This window comes from Pseudonocardia ailaonensis (assembly GCF_039531635.1).
GTDB classification, from domain to species: domain Bacteria; phylum Actinomycetota; class Actinomycetes; order Mycobacteriales; family Pseudonocardiaceae; genus Pseudonocardia; species Pseudonocardia ailaonensis.
The window spans coordinates 360,768-378,695 of the sequence record NZ_BAAAQK010000001.1 but is presented as its reverse complement, the minus strand read 5'-3'; the positions used below and the strand labels follow the sequence as shown (position 1 = coordinate 378,695).

The following is a 17,928-nucleotide window of genomic DNA, read 5'->3' as shown; positions in this document are numbered from 1 at the left end:
CGTCACCGGTCTCGCACCGGGCGGTGGGCACCGGCCCGACGCCCGTCCGCCGGGGCCGCGACGGCGATCACCACGGCCCGCAGCCCGGGCAGGTGGTGTACGAGAACCGCGGCCACGATGCCGACTACGACGAGTGAGCTCAGGGCGTGCCCGGAGGGCAGGGAGGCGTTGGTCTCGAGGACGAGCTGGGTGGCCACGTGCGGGCGCTGACGTGCGTAGAGGCCTTTGAGGCCGGCGACCAGCAGCCCGGCTCCGGCTCCGGCGACCACGACGACGACCGCCTGCCGGGCGTGCCGGCGCATCGGCAGGACGACGGCGGTCACAACGGTGAGGACCGCCATCCCCAGGGTGCCGCCGAGGTCGGTGACTGACGACCCGCAGGGCCGAGGTCACGCCGGGACGTGGTCGCGCCGGACGTCGAGGGGCGTCGTCGCACGGCGCGACCATGCGCTGCCGGAGCAGCGCTCGGCGTTCGTCCGGACCGCTGCCCCCGGTTCGATCCCGCCCGTCGGGCGGCGGGTATCGCCGTCTCACCGCCTGCAGCGGTCGGTCATGAACTGATCGCCCCGTTCCCCACGAACGTCTCGGCAGGGGAGGCGTCCGCATCTGCGGCGACTCCCCGCGACGGAAGAGGTCATGCTCCATGGGTTCACTCAGCCCCACGCACTGGTTGATCGTGCTCGGCGTCGTCGTCCTGCTCTTCGGGGCCAAGAAGCTTCCCGACCTGGCCCGTTCCGTGGGCCAGTCCGCCCGCGTGTTCAAGGGCGAGATCAAGGGGCTCAAGGACGACGCGGCCGTCCCCGGTGACGGCGAGGTGCCGGCGGCGGAGCCGGTTCCCCTCCCGGCGCCGACCCCCACCCCGATCCGCCACGACTAGGCCGGCAGGTGTTCGAGAGCGTCGGATGGGGCGAGATCGTCGTGATCGTGCTGGCCGGGTTGTTCATCCTCGGTCCGGAGCGGCTACCGGGTGCCGCCTCGTGGCTCGCCCGGAACATCCGTAAGGCCAAGGACTTCGCCGCGGGGGCGAACGAGCAGATCCGCAAGGAGGTCGGCCCGGAGCTCGACGAGCTCCGCAAGCCCCTCGCGGACCTCCGCGCCCCGCTGCAGGAGCTGCGGTCGCTCCGGAGCCCCCGCGCCGCACTGATGACGCATCTGCTGTCCGAGCCCGAACGGGTCAAGCCGGTCTCGGCCGTCCTGCCGGACACCGCCCCCGTGCCGCCGGAGCCCGCCGGCCCCGAATCCCCGGTCCCGACCCCCTCCTCGTCCGAGCCGGGACGGTAAGACCGTGGCCCTGAAGCTTCCCGCCCTGTCCCGGGCGTCCCGGCGCGGTGGGCCCGACGGGACGATGAGCCTGATCGACCACCTTTACGAGCTGCGGAACCGGCTCGCCGTCGCCGCGGTGGCCGTCGTGATCACGACGATCGTGGGCTACATCTGGTTCGAGGTCGGCTTCTTCGGTGCGCCGAGCCTCGGGGTGCTGCTCAAGGAGCCCTACTGCTCGCTGCCCGCCGGCTCCCGGGCCGTGGTCACCGCCAACGGATCCTGCACCCTGCTGGGTACCGGCCCGTTCGACCAATTCCTGTTGCGGCTCAAGGTCGGAGGGACCGCCGGGGTCGTCCTGGCCAGCCCGGTCTGGCTCTACCAGCTGTGGGCCTTCATCACCCCCGCGCTGCACCGCCACGAACGCCGCTTCGCCCTGACCTTCGTGTCGGTGGCGGTGGTGCTCTTCGCCGGTGGTGCGGTGCTGGCCTACCTCGTCGTGTCCCAGGGCCTGGCGTTCCTGCTCACCATCGGCAGCGAGGTCCAGACCACGGCGCTGACCGGCGACTCCTACTTCTCCTTCGTCATCGCGTTGCTGCTGATCTTCGGCGTGAGCTTCGAGCTGCCGTTGCTGGTGGTGATGCTCAACCGGATCGGCCTGGTCTCTTACGCGGCGCTGCGCAAGGCGCGGCGCGGGCTGGTCTTCGGGCTGTTCGTGTTCGCGGCTATCGCCACCCCGGGGCAGGACCCGATCTCGATGACGGCGCTCGCCGGTGCGCTCACGGTGCTCTTCGAGGGCTCGATCCAGCTCGCCCGGCTCCACGACCGGCGCACGGCCCGGGTCAGGGCGCTCGAGGGCTGGGACGCCTGGGACCCCGACGCGCCCTCGCCGATCGACACCTCCCCGAGCGGCATCACCCCGACCCCGACGGAGACCCGTACCGACGACGTCACCTGACCCCATCCGGCTCTGGCCGTCGCCTTCCCTGATCTGCCGAAATGGCATCGCCGCCTTTCGGCTTTTCCCTGTGGTCGTTTCATCGGAGTGCCGGAAAACGGCGGGATGCAAATTCACATTTTTGCGTGAACGTCGGCTACGGTGTGACGGTCCGTTCCCACAGTCAGGGCCGGGGGGCGCCGGCCAGGGCGCATAAAGTCCTGGAGAGAATGTGTTCGAGGGATTCAACAAGGCGTTCGTGAAGGACGCCATCGACCGCAGTTCCGAGAATCCGGTCGACCGCCGGCGGTTCCTGCGCGCCGCCGGGATGACCGGGGTCGGCGTCGCCGGCCTGAGCGTGCTCGGTGCCGGGGTGGCGTCCGCCCACGAGTCGCCCATGGCACCGGCACAGGGCCCGTCGGACGCGGCCGTGCTGAGCTTCGCGCTGAACCTCGAGTACCTCGAGGCGGAGTTCTACTTGCGCGCCGTGACGGGCAAGGGGCTCGACGACTCGCAGGTCGACGGCACCGGAAAGCTCGGCAAGGTGACCGGCGGCCACCAGGTGAAGTTCGAGACGAAGCTCGGCAAGCAGTACGCCCAGGAGATCGCGGGCGACGAGCGCGCCCATGTGGCGTTCCTGCGCTCGGCGCTGGGCGACGCCAAGGTGGCCCGCCCGGCGATCGACCTGCAGGACGCGTTCACCGCCGCCGCCACCGCGGCCGGAGTGATCAAGAAGGGTGAGAAGTTCGACCCGTTCTCCAGTGAGGACAACTTCCTGCTCGGTGCCTTCATCTTCGAGGACGTGGGCGTCACCGCGTACAAGGGTGCGGCACCGCTAGTGTCGAACAAGACCTTTCTCGAAGCGGCAGCGGGAATTCTCGCGGTCGAGGCCTATCACGCGGGCCTGGTCCGGACGGTACTGCTCGCGAAGGGCCTCGCGGACCCGGCCGGCAAGATCTCCGGCGCCCGCGACTCCCTCGACGGCAAATCGGATCTCGACCAGGGAATCGTCGACGCCAAGGGGCAGGCCAACATCGTCCCGACCGACAAGAACGGCATCGCGTTCTCGCGGAGTCCCGGTCAGGTGCTCAACATCGCCTACCTGAACCCGGCGAAGGTGACCTCGGGCGGGTTCTTCCCGGCCGGGGTGAACGGCACGGTCAACACCAGCGACGCCAACGGCTGACCCGGGGACTGACCATGCCGGCGGCCCTCGTCCCGGACGGGCGGGGGCCGCCGGCCGGGCGCCGTTCGGTCAGCTCGTGGCCGTCCCGTGGGGAGAAGTCTTGCTGCGCACCGCGATCAGCGCGATGTCGTCCTCGTGCGAGGCGGAGCCGAGCAGTGCGTCGCAGAGGTCGTGGAGGTCGAGCGCGGTGCCGGAGCCGATCTCGTCGATCAGCCTGGCGAAGGCCTCGTCGAGGTCGATGCCGCGGCGCTCGTAGAGCCCATCGCTGAAGATCAGCAAGGTGCTGCCGACGGGATCCCGAGCACCGGGTCCCGGGGACTGTCCAGGACGGTGGTGCTGCCGTCCGGGTGGAGGATCACGGGTGCGGAGTGCCCGGCGTTGGACCAGGTCACCGCGTGCCCTTCGGCGGTCGGCTGCGGGTCGACGCGGGCGTAGAGGCAGGTGGCGAGCAGGGTGAGCTGCAGCGTCCGGATGACGTGGTCGACAGCGGTGAGGGTCTGGTCGGGAGGGCCGCCGTCGTGGATGGCGAAGCCGCGCAGCATGCTGCGCACCTGGCCCATGACGGTGGCGGCGGTGAGGTCGTGGCCGGCGATGTCGCTAACGACCAGGCCGATCTCGCCGGTGTCGAGGGGGAACGCGTCGTACCAGTCGCCGCCGACCTCGTCGTGTCCGGCGGGGCGGTAGCGCACGGCGATGTCGAGGCCGTCGACGGGCGGCGGAGCAGTGAGCATGGCGCGCTGCAGGGTGAGGGCGGTGTTGCGGGCGGTGTCGTAGAGGTCGCCCTGGCGCATCGCGGCCCGCGGTCTGGTCGGCGATGAGCTCGAACAGTTCGAGGTCGTCGTTGCCGTAGGCGGCGCGTCCCGGGCCGGCGCCGAACGCCATGACGGCGTGGACGAGACCGTCGACGATCACCGGGACCATGGCGGTGCAGTGCACGCGTCCGTCGCGGATGGCGCCGTGGACGCCGGCGGCCGCGGCCCAGGGCGGGGGCCGGTCGGCGTCGTAGTGGAACACGACGGTCCGCCCGGCGGCGACGGCGGCGCTGGCGGGGTCGCCGCCGGTCCAGAGTGACGGCCGTCCGGGTGGTGGGCCGATCACTCCGGGCGAGGTCGGGGCGGTGATGCGCCAGGTCGGGATGGGCGCGGTCGGGGTGACGCCCGGGGCGAGCGGTCCGTCGAGGAGGTTGATCGCGCAGACGTCGGACAGCGCGGGGACGGCGGTGTCGGCGAGCGCGACGAGCTTCGCCTTGGTGCCCGAGACCTGGTTGGCGGCGGTGGCCAGGCACAGGAGCAGCTGCTCCCGGTCGGCGAGGGCGCCCCGGCGCCGCATCGCGGTCTCGGCGGCGGTGAAGTCGGAGCGACGAGGAGGATGCCGTCCGGCCGGCCCTCCGGCCCGGGGAAAGGGGTGAGGGTGACGGAGAGGAAGAGGTCCCGCAGGACGCCGTCACCGCCGCGGTCGAACCGCACCACGAGCGGGCCGGGCAGTTGGACGGATCGCCCGGTGGACCGGATGTCGTCGAGGACCGCGTGGAGGTCCGGGAGCGCGAGCGCCTTTGGCAGGGCGTCGACGGCACTGCGCCCGAGGAGGCCCTGGTCGCCGAGCCAGCGTCGGGTGACCGGGTCGGCGGTGGTGACGACGTGATCGGGGCCGGTCAGGATCGCGGTCGCGGTCCCGGAGAGTCGTGTAGGGACCACGTGGTCAGGCGCGCCGTCGGAGCCGTCGGGCACCCCCACCCGGCTACCTCCTGACGTCTGGGGCCGTGATCGTCGTCATCGTACGAAGCATCGCCCGGACCGGCCACGTGACAGTTGCTCGGCGGGTGGGGAGCGGCGGAGATGTCGGCGTCGGCCTGCTTGGACGCGATCACGAGCTGCAGGCCGAGCAGCTCGAGACGGGAACGCCGCCCTGCACGGGGCTCACCGAGCTCGCGGGGGAGCTGCGCTGGACGCGGGAGCGGACGCGGGACGTCTCCGGGCTCGCCGGCGCGGTGGTGGCCGCCCTCGGAACCTACCCGCTCCGGGCCGAGCCCACGGTGTCCGCGATCCCGCGGGCGCGGCGGATGGTGGAACGTTTCGGGATCACCGGCCGGGAGCAGCTCACCTGTGGCTGCCACGTCCACGTCGAGGTCGTCGACGACGAGGAGGGGGTCGCGGTCCTGGACCGGATCCGCCCGTGGCTCGCCGTGCTGCTCGCCGTCTCGGCGAACTCCCCGTTCCGGGCCGGCCAGGACAACGGCTACGCGAGCTACCGCGCGCAGGCCTGGCAGCGGTGGCCGTCCGGCGGGGCCCTACGAGTCGTCCGGCTCGGCGGAGGGGTACCGGTCCACGACGCGGGCGATGCTCGGCACCACGACCCTTCTCGACGAGGGCATGCTCTACTTCGACGCCCGCCTCTCGGCCGCGCACCCCACCGTCGAGATCCGGGTGGCGGACGTGTGCCGCGATCCCGACGATGCCGTCCTGCTGGCGGTGCTGGCCCAGGCACTCGTCGAGACCGCGGTCCGGGAGTGGCGTGCCGGCATGCCCCCGGCGCCGGTGCGCACCGAGGTGCTCCGGCTCGCGGAGTGGCAGGCGAGCAAGTGGGGGCTCGCCGGCGAGCTGATCAACCCGGCGACGTGGGCGCCGGCGCCCGTCACCACTGTCCTGAACGGACTCGTCGACCATCTCGCCCCGGTGCTCGCCGACCTGGGCGACCTGGGCGCGGTGCGGGACCTGCTCGCGGCGCCCCGCCGGCGGGGCACCGGTGCCGCACGCCAACGCGCCGTTCTCGCCCGCACCGGCGATCTGCGTGCGGTCGTACGGGACGCCGCGGTCCGGTGACGACGGGTCCGGCCCTCACGGTTTCGCCGCGCACGCATCCGGGCACAAGGAGACGGGAGTCCTCGGAGGAGGGATGAGCGTGCCGGGAGCCGATCGCGACGAGCGGTCACCTGCCCACGCCGCCGGGGAACCACGGCGCGGGGGTGGGTCGGAGGCGCGCCTGCCCCCGACAGTCGCGGTGCTCGTCGCGATCGCCCTCTACGCGCTCCTGCCCGATCCGCTGCAGCTCGGGCCGCGGTTCGGTATCCCGGTCCTCGAGGCGGTGCTGCTGGTCGCGCTGCTGGTCACCGACCCGCGACGGGTGACGAACGAGTCGCGGCTCTCGCGGTGGCTGTCGCTGGGGCTCGCGCTGGTGGTGGTGCTGTCGAACCTGACCGTGCTGGTCCTGCTCGTCGTCGGCCTGGTGGGCGGGCAGGCCGAGGATCCCGGCCGGCTGCTGGTGGCGGGGCTGCAGGTCTGGGCGACCAACGTGATCGGGTTCGCCCTGGTCTACTGGGAGCTCGATCGCGGCGGCCCGGTCGCGCGGGCCCGTCGCCGGCGGCGGGACCTGACCCCGGCCGACTGGCGCTTCTCCCAGGACGAGAACGACGACTCGGTGATCGAGGTCGCGGCCACGGCGTCCGGCCGGTCGGGCTGGGTCCCGGTGTTCGTCGACTACCTGTACGTGTCGGTGACGAACTCCAGCGCCTTCAGCCCGACGGACACGATGCCGCTGAGCAGCCGAGCGAAGCTGCTGATGGCCGCGCAGGCCACGGCCGCCCTGCTGGTCACTCTGATCATCATCGCCCGCGCGGTCGGCGCGATCGGCTGAGCATCGCGAACCCCGAGCAGGGTCAAGCCCCGGATTCGGCGCGCTCGATATCGGAGCCCGCCGAACCCAGAGATGGGTGCCCTCAGGAATCGACCTCGATGATGGTCGCCCCGGCCGCGGCGTTCTGGACGGACTCCGCACCCTTCTTTGCGTTCGCCTTGGACTCGTAGGCCTCACCGGAGGCGACGATCTGGCCGTTGCTGGCCTTGAGACGGAACCGGTACTTCCCGGCCCGGTCCTGGTAGATCTCGAATTTGCCCGCCATCTGCTCGCTCCTGTCTGAAGAGGACGTTGAGTGATCGTCGGCAGATTAGGCCGAATGCGCAGTCTGGCAGCCCGGAGCGGAAAGCCTGGTACGTCACGGCTGCTGGTCAGGTGCTGTTCCGGAGCGATGAACCGCACGTGACGGGTGGCGCTCAGGGCCGCGCCGGGCCGTGGACTGATCACGGTCGCCCTGCGGGCGAGGCCTGTCGGCCCTGTGGCTTAGACGGTATGAGGCGTGGTGTTCCTCCGCGTCGTGAGTGTGGTCGTCGCTCGTCGCAGGTCAAGGTCGTTCGTCCTCGCTGCGCTGCGGGCGCTGCACCTTGACCTGCTCCTCGTCGACGACTTCGTGGCCTGGTGCGGAGCAACGGCCAGGACTGAGGAGACCGCTCCGGCCGGGTGGGGAGTAGTCCTGCGGCGGGGATGTCGACGACGAGGAGGTCGGTCGTGGTGATCAACGCGCGGACGAGTGTGGGCCTGGACGTGCATGCCCGGTCGGTGGCGGCGTGTGGGCTCGACGGGCAGACCGGGGAGGTGTTCGAGCGGCACCTGGCTCCGAATGCGGCGACGGTGATCGACTGGGTGCAGAGCCTGCCGGGCCCGGTGGCCGTGACCTATGAGGCCGGACCGACCGGGTTCGGGCTGGCGCGGGCCTTCGATGACGTCGGGATCCGGTGTCTGGTCGCGGCGCCGTCGAAGCTGCAGCGCCCGGCCGGGGACCGGGTCAAGACCGACGTGCGCGACGCCCGGCACCTGGCCCGGCTGCTGCACCTGTCGGAGATCGTCGAGGTCGCGGTCCCGAGCCGGGAGCTGGAGGCGTGCCGGGACCTGACCCGTTCGCGGGAGGCGGCGCGGCGCGAGCTGATGTCGGCGCGGCACCGGGTGGGGAAGTTGTTGCTGCGCCACGGGCTGGTCTATCCGGACAAGACGGCGTGGACGTCGCGTCATGACGAGTGGCTGCGCCGGCAGCGGTTGCCGATGCTGCATTCGCAGATGGCGTTCGAGTCGGCCTACGGCGCCGTCGTGGCGGCGCGGGAGCGCCGGGACCGGCTCGACGAGGCGATCGAGGCGATGGCCGCGGACTGCGACCTGACCCCGGTGGTGCGCCGGCTGGGGTGTCTGCGCGGGGTGTCGACGTTGACGGCGTTTGCGCTGGCGGTGGAGATCGGGGACTGGCACCGGCTCTCGGGACGGACGATCGGGGCGTTCGTCGGGCTGGTGCCCTCGGAGTATTCCAGCGGGGCGACGAAGTCGCGGGGCGCGATCACGAAGACGGGCAACGGTTACGCCCGTCGGCTGCTGGTCGAGGCGGCGTGGCATCACCGCCGTCCTTATCGGACCTCCGCGCTCCTGATGTGGCGCTGGGAGCTCGCGCCACCGGCGGCGCGAGGCCGGGCCGAGCAGGGCAACCGGCGCCTACACGCTCGCTGGGAGGCGTTCGACGCTCGGCGCAAGCGGGCAGTGGTGGCCAACACCGCGATCGCCCGCGAGCTCGCCGGCTGGTGCTGGTCGCTGGCCGTCCTCGAATAGGACGCGCCCCTTGATCGTCCGGGGTTGTGGTGGTCGGAGCTGGTGGCAGCGCCTGGGAGCGGATGCACGACCGTGTTATGAGCAGCCACCACGGGGGATTCCTCGCGGCGGTGACGCTCGCGCTTAGAGCGGTGACATCGCTTCAGCCGAACCAGCCGTCCTGCGGTGACCAGCCCGCGAATATCAGACTGATGATGCGCGTCGAGAAGACACGCACACCGCTCTAACCAGCACGAACCCCGGACTCTGGCGGAGTGGCGCCCGTCGCCAGTCGACGGTGACGGGCGCTGCTTCGCCATGCCTCTTGACAGGACGGGCCTACATATCAGCACGGCCGACCTCCCGGTCAAGGGTGCTCCGCTTCGCTGCGCATCGCCAACGGCGACCAATGCCGCGAAGTTAAGTGCTTCTCCCCAGATCAAGAGCCATTCGTAGGAACGGGCCGGGCAGGGTGTAGAGCCCGGGCCCGGTGGGGTGCAGGAACCCGAGCCGGGTCCATTCGGCCAGCTGGGTGCGCATGTTGTGGTGCGGGATGTCGCCGAGCTTGTCCGCGAGCTCAGGGCCTGACCAGCTGCGGTCGAGATCGGAGGCGAGGATCTCGACGACGCGCTGACGCCGTGTCAGTGTGGCCGGTGGGCGCGGCGGTCGAGGTGGGCGCTGGTAGGCGAAGCGCCTGGCTGTGGCGGCGGGTTTCGACTCAGGTGTGTGGTGCTGGTCGACAGCGGGCGGGGCGGCAACGGTGATGCCGATCCCGAGGATCGAGGTCGAGACCCGGGGCCGGACCTCGTCGCGGACACGGAGCCGCGAGCGTGGGCTCTTCAGCGTCCGGTTGCTGTAGCGCATCCGGCGAGGCGGGAGCAGCGTGGTCAGAACCGTCCGCTCGAGCCGACCGAGGAGCCCTTCGCTCGTGGCGTGGGTGGTGATGATGCTGTCGTGGGCTGCGTGCAGGGCGGTGGTGAAGCTGGCCCGGTCCGGATCGAGAGAGGGATCGGTCTCCACGGCGTCGACCATCGCGGTGCGCAGCAGCTGATAGACCGTCAGCAGCGCCCAGACTTCCTGCTCGACCCCGGGTCGGTCGTGGGAGCGCAGGACGTGCGCGTCGAGCATGGTGTGGCGCAGCGCGTAGAACGCGGTCTCGATCTCCCAGCGTTCGTGGTAGAGCCGGGTCAGGGCCTCGGCAGGGAAGCGGTGTGGGTCGTGCAGGGTCGTGACCAGCCGGTAGAGCTCGCTCATCTGCGCGCCGTCGGCGCCGCGGACGGTGATGTGGGCTTCGATGATGCGGACCGGGAGCCCGGCGAGCACCGACAGGTAGGAGCCGTCGGAAAGGATCTGCAGCACTGGCGGTTTGCGGGTGGCGCTGCCGCGGATCAGCAACTTCGCTCCGGTCGCAGTGATCGCTGTCATCAGCGGGGCGGAGTCGTAGGCGCGGTCGGCGAGCAGCAACATCCCGGCGTCGAGACGGTCGAGCAGCCGGGTCGCGAGCAGGGATTCAGCGCGGTCGCCGTGGGTGCCCAGGGCACCGCCGATGACCGCACCGAGCAGGCCACGGGTGCCGGTCTCGACCAGACACAAGATCCGCAGGGTCGGGTAGCCGGCATAGGCGAGGCGGTAGTAGATGCGGCCGATCCAGGACCGGTTGCGGTCGCTGTCGGGGATCTTCAACGAGTTCAGGCCGTCGAAGGCGACCGTGCGCATCCCGGCGAAGGTCACCCCGGGTGTGCGGGGTTGGGCCAGCGGGCCGGCGACGATGTCGAACAACATCGCCAGGGGTGCCGGCCCGATCCGGCGCGCCGCAAATCGCGTAGCGCCTTCTCCGACACCGCCGCCACCCGCGGGCGAGGCGAGCCATCGCGACCGATGTCGGGGAGTCGGCCGCAGAGCTTCGCCCAGACCCGGGTAGCCCAGGTCGGGGAACAGGCCAGTGCCAGCACGAAGTACACCCCGCAGCGCGAGGGAAGCAGGCGTAGACGCTTCTGCAGTGTGTGGGTGCGGGCCAGGACGTCGTCGACGAGCTCGACAGGTAGATAGCGGGTCAGCTCACCGAGATGACCTGGGGCGAACACCCCGCGGGATGTCTCGGCGAGCACTCCGGCGGCGGACGCGGACGGCCTCGCGGCCGTGACAGACTGAGCGGGCAACGGGACCTCTGGTCGTGAGTGGACAGACTGTGATGGGTCTGACCGCCCTACCAGGGGTCCCGTCGCCCATTTGGTGCCTGCCGTGTCGACTCACCGGCAGGATCGGCAGACGGCTTCTCTCACGCGGCCACCCGATCACCGGACCGCCCACCCGCGTCCGACCGCTGGTCCGCTCGGGCTGCCCGCCCTGCTCGAACAACTACTGCGAACAGCTCTTGACCTGGGGAGAAGCTTCTAACTTCGCGGCATTGCTGCGGCGACGACCCTGCGGGTCGCCCTTGCGCGTGAGCCTCGCCGGGCGGAGTCGGGCGCGAACGGCAAGGGCGGGCGCTTCGCACCGCGCCCCGCAGCCAGCCCCACCAGATCGAAGAGCAAGTGCCCCAATCTTTCGGGCTGGCTGTCGACCCGTTCGGGAGGCCGCCAATGTCCACCACTGTCGATCGTGAGGAGATCCGTCGGGAGCTCACCCAGGACGAGCTGCGGGAGCAGCTGAGGATTCCGGTGCTGCGCACCGTGGTGCTCGACGGCCGGGAACTGTCCGAGCCGTGCCAGCACTGCGGGCATTGGGAGCACCAGCACGAGAAGGCCGTCCCGGTCGCCTGGCCTCTGGTGGCGGACGTGGAGCCGGATCCGGCGGCGTTGCGGACCGCGGTTCGGACGGTCGGGTTGCTGGTCGATGTGCTGGCGCAGCGCCGGGCAGCCAAGCAGCTCGCCGAGCTCGCGGAGCCGATGGTGCTGCGCTACATCGCCGCGGTCCGGCCGCTGCGTGGCGGGAATAACGGCGGAGCAAGGCTGTTGCGGGTGCATCCGGCGCAGCCGCACGAGGGCGCGGTCGAGGTGGCCGCGCTGGTCCGCCTCGGCGGACGCTTCCGGGCGCTGGCGGCATCGTTCACGCCTGCCGAGTCGGGGCAGTGGGTGTGTCGCACGGTCCGGATCTTGTGAGCCCGACGCGAGACCGGGTGGGGGACGGGTGTCCTCTGCCCGGTCAGCGGCGCGATGTCGACCTGGCGGACTGTGTTGTCCGGGTTGGGATGTCGCCGGCGGAAGTGCGTGCCGGCGCCGTCCCGCCCTCAGGGGAGGCTCAGGGCCGCCTCATGGGCCGAGGGGTGGCCGGCGGACCGCCCTGCGGGCGGGCTGATCTTGTCGAGAAGCGTCTTGGCCGGAGCTTGGCTGCGTCGGCCCCGCGGGACAAAGCCTGCGCGGCAGAGATCCTTTCGGCCCTTCGGGTCCGCTATCGCCCGAAAGCTTCTTGCAGCTTCCGGCTTGGTCCCGGGTCCCTGCGACGCAGCCGAGGCGCTCCCACGGCGATGCGGCATTCGCCGATCGCCCCGCTATCCGGCCAAGGGAGACAACACCATGCATCACGCTGACGACCTCGACACCCGCGACACCAACACCGCCGCCGCGGCAGCGGCCGGAGGTTTCGCCACCTCCTGCCCGGAGTGCGGCGAGGCCGCCTGCCCGGAGTGCGGCGAGGCCGCCCGCCCGGTCGCGCCGGTCAACTGGATCACCCCCGCCCGGCTGCCGCGCTGGTCGCACGCCTCCGACGGGACCGCGTTGTGCCCGGTAGTCGACCGTGACGGGTACCGCCCGGCGGACCCGGTGCAGCACCTCAACGACGCCTCGGTCACGCTGATCATCACCGCTGGGGGTGTGCGGTGAGCGTCGCACTGCTGGTGCACCCGGACGCGTTGGCGTTGCGGGACAATGTCCGCACCGACGCCCGCCTCGACCCCGCTTTCGTCGCCTCGGTGCGTGAGCGGGGGGTGTTGCAGCCGATCGTGGCCTACCCCGGCGACGAGGGTTTGGTGGTGGAGTTCGGGCAGCGCCGCACCCTGGCCGCGCGGGAGACCGGGCTGGCGTGGGTGCCGGTGTGGCTGGCCGACTCCCCGGCCGACGTGGACCGGCTGGTGGACCAGATCGTGGAGAACGACCGCCGCGAAGCCCTCACCGTCGCGGAGCGGGTCCGCGGGTGGGAACAGCTCGCCGCCTTCGGCGTCTCCGCCTCCGCGATCGCGAAGAAGACCGGGCATCCCCGCGCGGAGGTCCGCACGGGCTGAAGATCGCCGGATCCGAGCTCGCCGCCGGGGCGACGCAGCGGTGGGATTTCCTGACCCTGGACCAGGCGGCCGCGGTCGCCGAGTTCGACGACGACGCCGAGGCGGCGAAGGCGATCGTGGCGGCGGCCAAGTCTGGCCGGTTCGAGCACGCGGTGCAGCGGCTGCGCGACGACCGCGCCGAGCAGCGGTCGCTCGACGCAGCCCGCGCCGCCCTGGACGCCGCCGGGGTGACGGTGGTGGCGCGGGAGGAGATGGCGTGGCCTGCGGGGCGGCTGGACAACCACCAGCTCGACCTCGACCAGCACACCGCCTGCCCGGGGCACGCCGCGTTCCTGAGCTGGGGATACACCGACGGGCGCCGCGCGGCCGAGCCGGTGTTCGTGCGCCGCGACCTCGTCGCGCACGGCCATCTCGACCCCGACCAGCGGCCCACCGGTGCAGGGGAACAGAAGCGTCCCGCGAGCGAGGAGGAGCGGGAGGAGGCGTCGCGGCAGCGGCGGGAGGTGATCGAGAACAACAAGGCGTGGCGCTCGGCCACCACGGTGCGCCGCACCTGGCTCAAGGAGTTCACCGCCCGACGAACCCCACCGGCCGAGGCGGAGAAGTTCATCGCCGTGGCACTGTTGAGCACCGACCACACCGTCCGCCAGGCCCTCGAGGCCGGGTGGCCGCTGCTGCGTGAGCTGCTCGGGCACGAACCGACCGCGGAGGCCTACAGCCGTGGTCGTGAACAGCTGGGCCAGGTCGTCGAGCGATCCAGGGCGGGACCGCGAAGCGGGCGACGGTGCTCACGGTGGCGGCGCTGCTGACGGGATGGGAGGCCAATGCCGGGCCGCACACCTGGCGTCATGTCGACGAGCAGACCGCCCGCTACCTGACCCAGATGCAGACCTGGGGCTACTCGCTGGCTGACATCGAACGCCGCGCCGCCGGTCTCGATCCCACCAATCCCTCCGACCCCGATGGAGCAGTAATCGACGAAGCGACCCCGCCGCCGGACGACCCGGACGGCCAACCGGCCGTTGCCTGACGGTCACCAGGCCGGACCCGCCCGCCGACGGGCGGGTCCGGTCGACCGGGCGTCTGACCTGGTGGTGCACCGTGCTGCACGGTGCACCACCCTCCCGCCCTCGTCGCCGCGGACGATGCGCGCGAACCCGCCGCAGCAGGCTGCGGCGCCCCCGGAAGGAGCCTGAAGATGACCACGCGTGCACCGCACCGCCGAGCGCTGCTCGCGGCCGCGGAACGTGCCGCCGCCGCGGGCCTCCACGTGTTCCCCGTGAGGCCGGGTGGCAAGACCCCGGCCGTCGAGGCCTGGGAGACCGCGGCCAGCACCGACCCGGCGACGGTGCGCCGCTGGTGGACGGCCAGGCCGTACAACATCGGCCTGGCCGTCGGGCGCAGCCGGATCCTCGTCGTCGACCTCGACACCGCTCACAGACCCGATGACCGGCCGCCCCCGCACCTCGCCGGCTGCCATGGCGGCGCCGACGTGCTCGCCCGCCTCGCCCACTTCCACCGACACGAGGTCCCGACGACATTGAGCGTCTCGACCCCGAGCGGGGGCTCTCACCTGTACTTCCGGATGCCCTACGGGGTCGAGCTGCGCAACAGTCAGGGCCGGCTGGGGTGGAAGATCGACACCCGCGGTGCGGGCGGCTACGTCCTCGCCGCCGGATCCCGTCGCCACGACGGCCGCACCTATCGCGGCAACGACGAGCCGATCGCGGAACTCCCGGACTGGATCACCGAGCTACTCCTACCGGCCAACTCAGACGAGGGTGCTCCCGGGCTCGCAGACGGTCGCTTGCCGGCCCGCAGGGCGGGCGCCTACCTGGCCGCGATCGTCGACCGCGAGCTCACCGCGATGGCCGCGGCACGGTCCGGAACCCGGCACACCGCACGGCTGCGCGCAGCGCGCGTCCTCGGCCAGCTCGTCGCCGGCGGCGAACTCGACCACACCGCCGCCCACAACGCGCTCCTCGACGCGGCCTCGAACCACCTCGGCGCCGATACCAGCGTCCGCGAGATCGACCGCGACATCCGCGACGGACTGAAGTTCGGGATGCGCCGCCCACGACGGATCACAAGAGTGCGGGCGTAACGAATGCCGGCGGTGCGCCGTATTGATCGGCGAGCCGGTGCGGCGATCGGGCGCGGCCGGCGGGTCGCGGGTTACCGTGATCCAGATCGGACGATCACCACGACGGTGACGATGTCACGACATAGGAGATGATGTTGGCGAGCAAGGACACCACGACGGCGGCGCTGTCGATCCAGGGTGAGCAGCAGGAGCAGGAGAACGCGGGCTGGGTGAAGGCCTCCGAGGACGATGTCGATCTCTACGTCGACGGGGTCTCCGACGAGGTCCTGGCGTGTCGGGAACGGGGCCGTCACCTGTTCCCCACGATCCGCCAGGCCGGCATCCACTTCAGCGAGGTCGATGACGAGGGTCTGTTCATCCGCCGCCTCGCCTGCACCTGCTGTTTGCTTGCGCAGCGGGTGGAGCGGTGGGAGGGCGTGCGCCGGGGTGGGCGGACCCGGTTCGCCCGCGTCGCGTCGAGCCTGGTGTACCTCACCGGTCTGAACGGCGAGGTGTATCTCGCCCCGGCGGGGCGCGGTCATATGACGGCTCGTCAGATCGGCGATTCGGTCGCGTCGAAGGCCCTGGCGGGTCAGACCCTGACCGCGCTGCGTAAGGCGGCCAAGGCCAACGCCCGCGAAGCGGCGAAGGACAGCGCCTGATCGGGCCCCTGTGCGCGCGGCCGCCCGCGAGAGGCGGGGTGGTGAGCGTGGGGAGCCGGGATCGACCCCGCAGGGCCGAGCTCTGGGTGCGCGCGAGTCATCGGTTGATCCGGTCGATGCGAGGCGTCAACCCGGAGGGCGGCGGTGTGGTCGGGGATCGGTCCCGGGTGGTGAGGGCGTGGTGACTCTGCACCCCGGCCGTGGCTTGGTGGTCGATGCCTCGCTTGCCCGCGCCGACCGGGTGAGATCACCAGCCCGGGCTGGTTGGCTGCGGTCGGGGTGGTGGGGTGATCTCACGCCGGTCGGGCGAGCGCGGGGCCCCGCCCCGCCACGGCCTGGGGATGCGGGCGAGTCACGCCTCACCACACGGTGAGACCGCTCCCGGACCCGGCCACCGAGCCACAGTTCCGGGGGCGCCCGCCTCCTGCACCGGGGAGCTCGCCATGTCCGACACCCACCCCACCGACCCCGCCGGCACGGATCTTCTGGTCGGCCGCAACGCCCGCCTCCCCGAGATCGTCGACGTCCTGCGCGCGCAGCAGGAAGTCAAGCTCGACGTCGTCGCCCCCGCCCGCGACCTCCGGGCCTTCGGCGGTGACCTGCTCCTGGCCGGCGGCGACCACAGCCTGAGCCTGGACGGGGTGACCCGCCGCGACGCCACCCTCACCCCGACCTCGGCCGCCGACGGGGACCTGGCCGCCAAGCTCGGCATCCCGCTGGCCTATCTGCGGCGGCTCCGCCACACCAAGCCCGACCTCTACGACGCCAACGTCAACGCCTGGCTCGCCGACCAGCCTGATCGCCGCTTCCTCATCCGCGCCCTCCACGACACCGGCGCCGGCCGCCCCGGGGTGCTCCGGGCGGTGCTGTCGGACTCGTACCGCATCGTGGACAACCTCGACGTCCTGATGACCGCCCTGGCAGGGATCCGCGCCGCTGGCGCCGCCGTCGACATCACCTCAGCCGATCTCACCGAGACCCACATGTACCTCAAGGTTCGCTCCACCGAGATCGCCGAACACGCCCCCGCGCTGCTGGAGAACTACCGGTCCCCGTTCACCGGAGCCCGCGGCAGCGACAACCCCCTCGTCTGGGCGGGCTTCGTCCTGTCCAACTCCGAGACCGGCGCGGGCTCGTTCAAGATCGCCCCGCAGATCACCGTGCAGATCTGCAACAACGGCATGACCCTGACCCGCCACGTCCTCAAGGAGGTGCACCTGGGCGGGAAGCTGCCTGCCGGGCAGATCCGCTGGGCCGCCGACACCCAGCGCGCCGCACTCGAGGTGGTGACCAAACGTGCCCGCGATGCCGTCGCGACCTTCCTGGACCGGGACTTCGTCCGCGCTCAGATCGCCGAGATCACCGCCGACGCCGGAGTCGAGATCCGGAAGCCGGCCGAGACCATCGAGCACGTCGCCCGCACCCTGCACTTCACCACCGAGCAGCAGGACCTCATCCTCAACCACTTCATTGCCGGCGGGGACCCCACCTCCGGCGGGGTCCTGCACGCGGTCACCTCCGCCGCCCAGCTCACCCCGGACGCCGACACCGCCCACGAGATGGAACGCCAGGGCCTGCGCGCGATGACCCTCGCCGCAGCCCACGCCACCCGCGCCCACCGACCCGGCACCGGGGCCGGCAGCCGTGGCGCTGCCGGCCCCGGTGTCGGACCGGGACGCTGCTGGCCGGGTGGGTGAGCCCGGGCGTCGTGGCTGGGTGTGTCCTCCGGTGGCCGGCACGGCTGGACCGCCCGGAGGTCAGCAGGACGGGGGTGGGGCGAGCGGGCGATGAACCTGGCCGACCCATCCCGCCGAGACCGCGGCAGCGTCTCGAGGTCGGCCGGGAGTGGGGGGAGGGGTGGTCACGCCGGGATGAGCCAGCCAGAACCCCCGCCCGTCCCCTGCGGGGACCCCACCCCCGCCCCGCTGAGGCACGCCGCGTTCCAGCCGCACCGACCACCGGAGGACACGATGGCACTCACCCCCGACCAGCTGACCAGCACCCGACTCGACTCCCACCTCTTCGCGGCGATGACCGACACCGAGTTCGGCACCTTCTGCGAGCTCACCGACCTGCTGCACGTCGAGGCTGGTCCCGCGGCGACGGTCGCGGGCGCGCTGGCGACGATCCCCGACCTCGAGCCTCCTTCTGAGCGAGGCCGCTGTCCTCGGGGGATGCGAC

Annotated in this window: 19 protein-coding genes and 2 pseudogenes; 15 read left to right on the top strand and 6 right to left on the bottom strand. The window is 71.8% G+C overall.

Features of this window, described 5'->3' with window-relative positions; translation table 11 throughout:
• Positions 1 to 2: 2 nt before the first annotated feature.
• On the bottom strand, positions 3 to 341 hold the full coding sequence (locus tag ABD324_RS01700) for a phosphatase PAP2 family protein (RefSeq protein ID WP_344411708.1): 339 nt from the start codon (positions 339 to 341) through the stop codon (positions 3 to 5).
• A 302-nt stretch (positions 342 to 643) separates the two neighbouring features.
• Here ABD324_RS01700 and tatA point away from each other — a divergent pair, with 302 nt between their 5' ends.
• The 4 genes from tatA to ABD324_RS01680 all read left to right on the top strand — a co-directional run bounded on the left by tatA (position 644) and on the right by ABD324_RS01680 (position 3,383).
• Positions 644 to 877: a Sec-independent protein translocase subunit TatA gene (gene tatA / locus ABD324_RS01695; RefSeq protein WP_344411707.1), complete on the top strand. Its 234-nt coding sequence runs from the start codon at positions 644 to 646 to the stop codon at positions 875 to 877.
• Between the two features lie 8 nt (positions 878 to 885).
• Entirely contained in the window at positions 886 to 1,281 is a 396-nt protein-coding gene (locus ABD324_RS01690) for a twin-arginine translocase TatA/TatE family subunit (RefSeq protein ID WP_344411706.1), read from the top strand.
• Between the two features lie 64 nt (positions 1,282 to 1,345).
• Complete coding sequence (tatC, locus tag ABD324_RS01685; protein WP_344411802.1) at positions 1,346 to 2,218, top strand: twin-arginine translocase subunit TatC; 873 nt, start codon at positions 1,346 to 1,348, stop codon at positions 2,216 to 2,218.
• Between the two features lie 211 nt (positions 2,219 to 2,429).
• A complete protein-coding gene (locus tag ABD324_RS01680) occupies positions 2,430 to 3,383 on the top strand; it encodes a ferritin-like domain-containing protein (protein WP_425565704.1) in 954 nt (317 codons plus the stop codon).
• Positions 3,384 to 3,452: 69 nt separating this feature from the next.
• Here the strand turns inward: ABD324_RS01680 and ABD324_RS01675 are convergent.
• Together ABD324_RS01675 and ABD324_RS37100 are read right to left on the bottom strand one after the other, a co-directional pair.
• A pseudogene (locus tag ABD324_RS01675) lies at positions 3,453 to 4,072 on the bottom strand (PP2C family protein-serine/threonine phosphatase).
• Positions 3,981 to 4,712, bottom strand: a complete 732-nt coding sequence (locus tag ABD324_RS37100; protein WP_425565703.1) for a GAF domain-containing protein — start codon at positions 4,710 to 4,712, stop codon at positions 3,981 to 3,983. The pseudogene ABD324_RS01675 and the gene ABD324_RS37100 overlap by 92 nt, the downstream one beginning before the upstream one ends.
• 430 nt (positions 4,713 to 5,142) lie before the next feature.
• Here ABD324_RS37100 and ABD324_RS37465 point away from each other — a divergent pair.
• A pseudogene (locus ABD324_RS37465) lies at positions 5,143 to 6,202 on the top strand (carboxylate-amine ligase).
• A 73-nt stretch (positions 6,203 to 6,275) separates the two neighbouring features.
• Positions 6,276 to 7,013, top strand: coding sequence for a hypothetical protein (locus ABD324_RS01665; RefSeq protein ID WP_344411704.1), 738 nt, complete (start codon positions 6,276 to 6,278; stop codon positions 7,011 to 7,013).
• An 82-nt stretch (positions 7,014 to 7,095) separates the two neighbouring features.
• Here ABD324_RS01665 and ABD324_RS01660 read toward each other — a convergent pair whose 3' ends face one another.
• On the bottom strand, positions 7,096 to 7,278 hold the full coding sequence (locus tag ABD324_RS01660) for a YegP family protein (protein ID WP_344411703.1): 183 nt from the start codon (positions 7,276 to 7,278) through the stop codon (positions 7,096 to 7,098).
• Positions 7,279 to 7,721: 443 nt separating this feature from the next.
• Here ABD324_RS01660 and ABD324_RS01655 point away from each other — a divergent pair, with 443 nt between their 5' ends.
• The gene (locus tag ABD324_RS01655; RefSeq protein ID WP_344411702.1) at positions 7,722 to 8,804 is read left to right on the top strand and encodes an IS110 family RNA-guided transposase; all 1,083 of its coding nucleotides are present in this window, start codon (positions 7,722 to 7,724) and stop codon (positions 8,802 to 8,804) included.
• A gap of 399 nt (positions 8,805 to 9,203) precedes the next feature.
• Here ABD324_RS01655 and ABD324_RS01650 read toward each other — a convergent pair whose 3' ends face one another.
• A complete protein-coding gene (locus tag ABD324_RS01650; protein ID WP_344411701.1) occupies positions 9,204 to 10,565 on the bottom strand; it encodes a transposase in 1,362 nt (453 codons plus the stop codon).
• Positions 10,511 to 10,867 carry a transposase domain-containing protein gene (locus ABD324_RS37090; RefSeq protein ID WP_425565705.1) on the bottom strand — a complete coding sequence of 119 codons (357 nt, stop codon included), beginning with the start codon at positions 10,865 to 10,867 and terminating at the stop codon, positions 10,511 to 10,513. The genes ABD324_RS01650 and ABD324_RS37090 overlap by 55 nt, the downstream gene beginning before the upstream one ends.
• Positions 10,868 to 11,365: 498 nt before the next feature.
• Here ABD324_RS37090 and ABD324_RS01645 point away from each other — a divergent pair, with 498 nt between their 5' ends.
• From ABD324_RS01645 to ABD324_RS01610, 8 genes are all read left to right on the top strand, one after another.
• Positions 11,366 to 11,884, top strand: a complete 519-nt coding sequence (locus ABD324_RS01645; RefSeq protein WP_344411700.1) for an Rv3235 family protein — start codon at positions 11,366 to 11,368, stop codon at positions 11,882 to 11,884.
• 414 nt (positions 11,885 to 12,298) lie between these two features.
• Positions 12,299 to 12,604: a hypothetical protein gene (locus ABD324_RS01640; RefSeq protein ID WP_344411699.1), complete on the top strand. Its 306-nt coding sequence runs from the start codon at positions 12,299 to 12,301 to the stop codon at positions 12,602 to 12,604.
• Positions 12,601 to 13,002: a ParB/RepB/Spo0J family partition protein gene (locus ABD324_RS01635; protein WP_344411698.1), complete on the top strand. Its 402-nt coding sequence runs from the start codon at positions 12,601 to 12,603 to the stop codon at positions 13,000 to 13,002. The genes ABD324_RS01640 and ABD324_RS01635 overlap by 4 nt, the downstream gene beginning before the upstream one ends.
• Positions 12,915 to 13,811: a hypothetical protein gene (locus ABD324_RS01630; protein WP_344411697.1), complete on the top strand. Its 897-nt coding sequence runs from the start codon at positions 12,915 to 12,917 to the stop codon at positions 13,809 to 13,811. Before ABD324_RS01635 ends, ABD324_RS01630 begins: the two co-directional genes overlap by 88 nt.
• Positions 13,796 to 14,032, top strand: coding sequence for a hypothetical protein (locus tag ABD324_RS01625; protein WP_344411696.1), 237 nt, complete (start codon positions 13,796 to 13,798; stop codon positions 14,030 to 14,032). Before ABD324_RS01630 ends, ABD324_RS01625 begins: the two co-directional genes overlap by 16 nt.
• 168 nt (positions 14,033 to 14,200) lie before the next feature.
• Entirely contained in the window at positions 14,201 to 15,106 is a 906-nt protein-coding gene (locus tag ABD324_RS01620) for a bifunctional DNA primase/polymerase (RefSeq protein ID WP_344411695.1), read from the top strand.
• 134 nt (positions 15,107 to 15,240) lie between these two features.
• On the top strand, positions 15,241 to 15,747 hold the full coding sequence (locus ABD324_RS01615) for a hypothetical protein (RefSeq protein WP_344411694.1): 507 nt from the start codon (positions 15,241 to 15,243) through the stop codon (positions 15,745 to 15,747).
• Between the two features lie 443 nt (positions 15,748 to 16,190).
• Entirely contained in the window at positions 16,191 to 17,444 is a 1,254-nt protein-coding gene (locus tag ABD324_RS01610; protein ID WP_344411693.1) for a DUF932 domain-containing protein, read from the top strand.
• Positions 17,445 to 17,928: the final 484 nt, after the last annotated feature.

Excerpts from the sequence above, each read along its gene's own strand:
- ABD324_RS01700 (WP_344411708.1), bottom strand. The coding sequence starts at position 341 with ATGGCGGTCCTCACCGTTGTGACCGCCGTCGTCCTGCCGATGCGCCGG.
- tatA (WP_344411707.1), top strand. The coding sequence starts at position 644 with ATGGGTTCACTCAGCCCCACGCACTGGTTGATCGTGCTCGGCGTCGTC.
- tatC (WP_344411802.1), top strand. The coding sequence starts at position 1,346 with ATGAGCCTGATCGACCACCTTTACGAGCTGCGGAACCGGCTCGCCGTC.
- ABD324_RS37100 (WP_425565703.1), bottom strand. The coding sequence starts at position 4,712 with ATGCGGCGCCGGGGCGCCCTCGCCGACCGGGAGCAGCTGCTCCTGTGC.
- ABD324_RS01665 (WP_344411704.1), top strand. The coding sequence starts at position 6,276 with ATGAGCGTGCCGGGAGCCGATCGCGACGAGCGGTCACCTGCCCACGCC.
- ABD324_RS01660 (WP_344411703.1), bottom strand. The coding sequence starts at position 7,278 with ATGGCGGGCAAATTCGAGATCTACCAGGACCGGGCCGGGAAGTACCGG.
- ABD324_RS01650 (WP_344411701.1), bottom strand. The coding sequence starts at position 10,565 with ATGTTGTTCGACATCGTCGCCGGCCCGCTGGCCCAACCCCGCACACCC.
- ABD324_RS01645 (WP_344411700.1), top strand. The coding sequence starts at position 11,366 with ATGTCCACCACTGTCGATCGTGAGGAGATCCGTCGGGAGCTCACCCAG.
- ABD324_RS01640 (WP_344411699.1), top strand. The coding sequence starts at position 12,299 with ATGCATCACGCTGACGACCTCGACACCCGCGACACCAACACCGCCGCC.
- ABD324_RS01620 (WP_344411695.1), top strand. The coding sequence starts at position 14,201 with ATGACCACGCGTGCACCGCACCGCCGAGCGCTGCTCGCGGCCGCGGAA.
- ABD324_RS01610 (WP_344411693.1), top strand. The coding sequence starts at position 16,191 with ATGTCCGACACCCACCCCACCGACCCCGCCGGCACGGATCTTCTGGTC.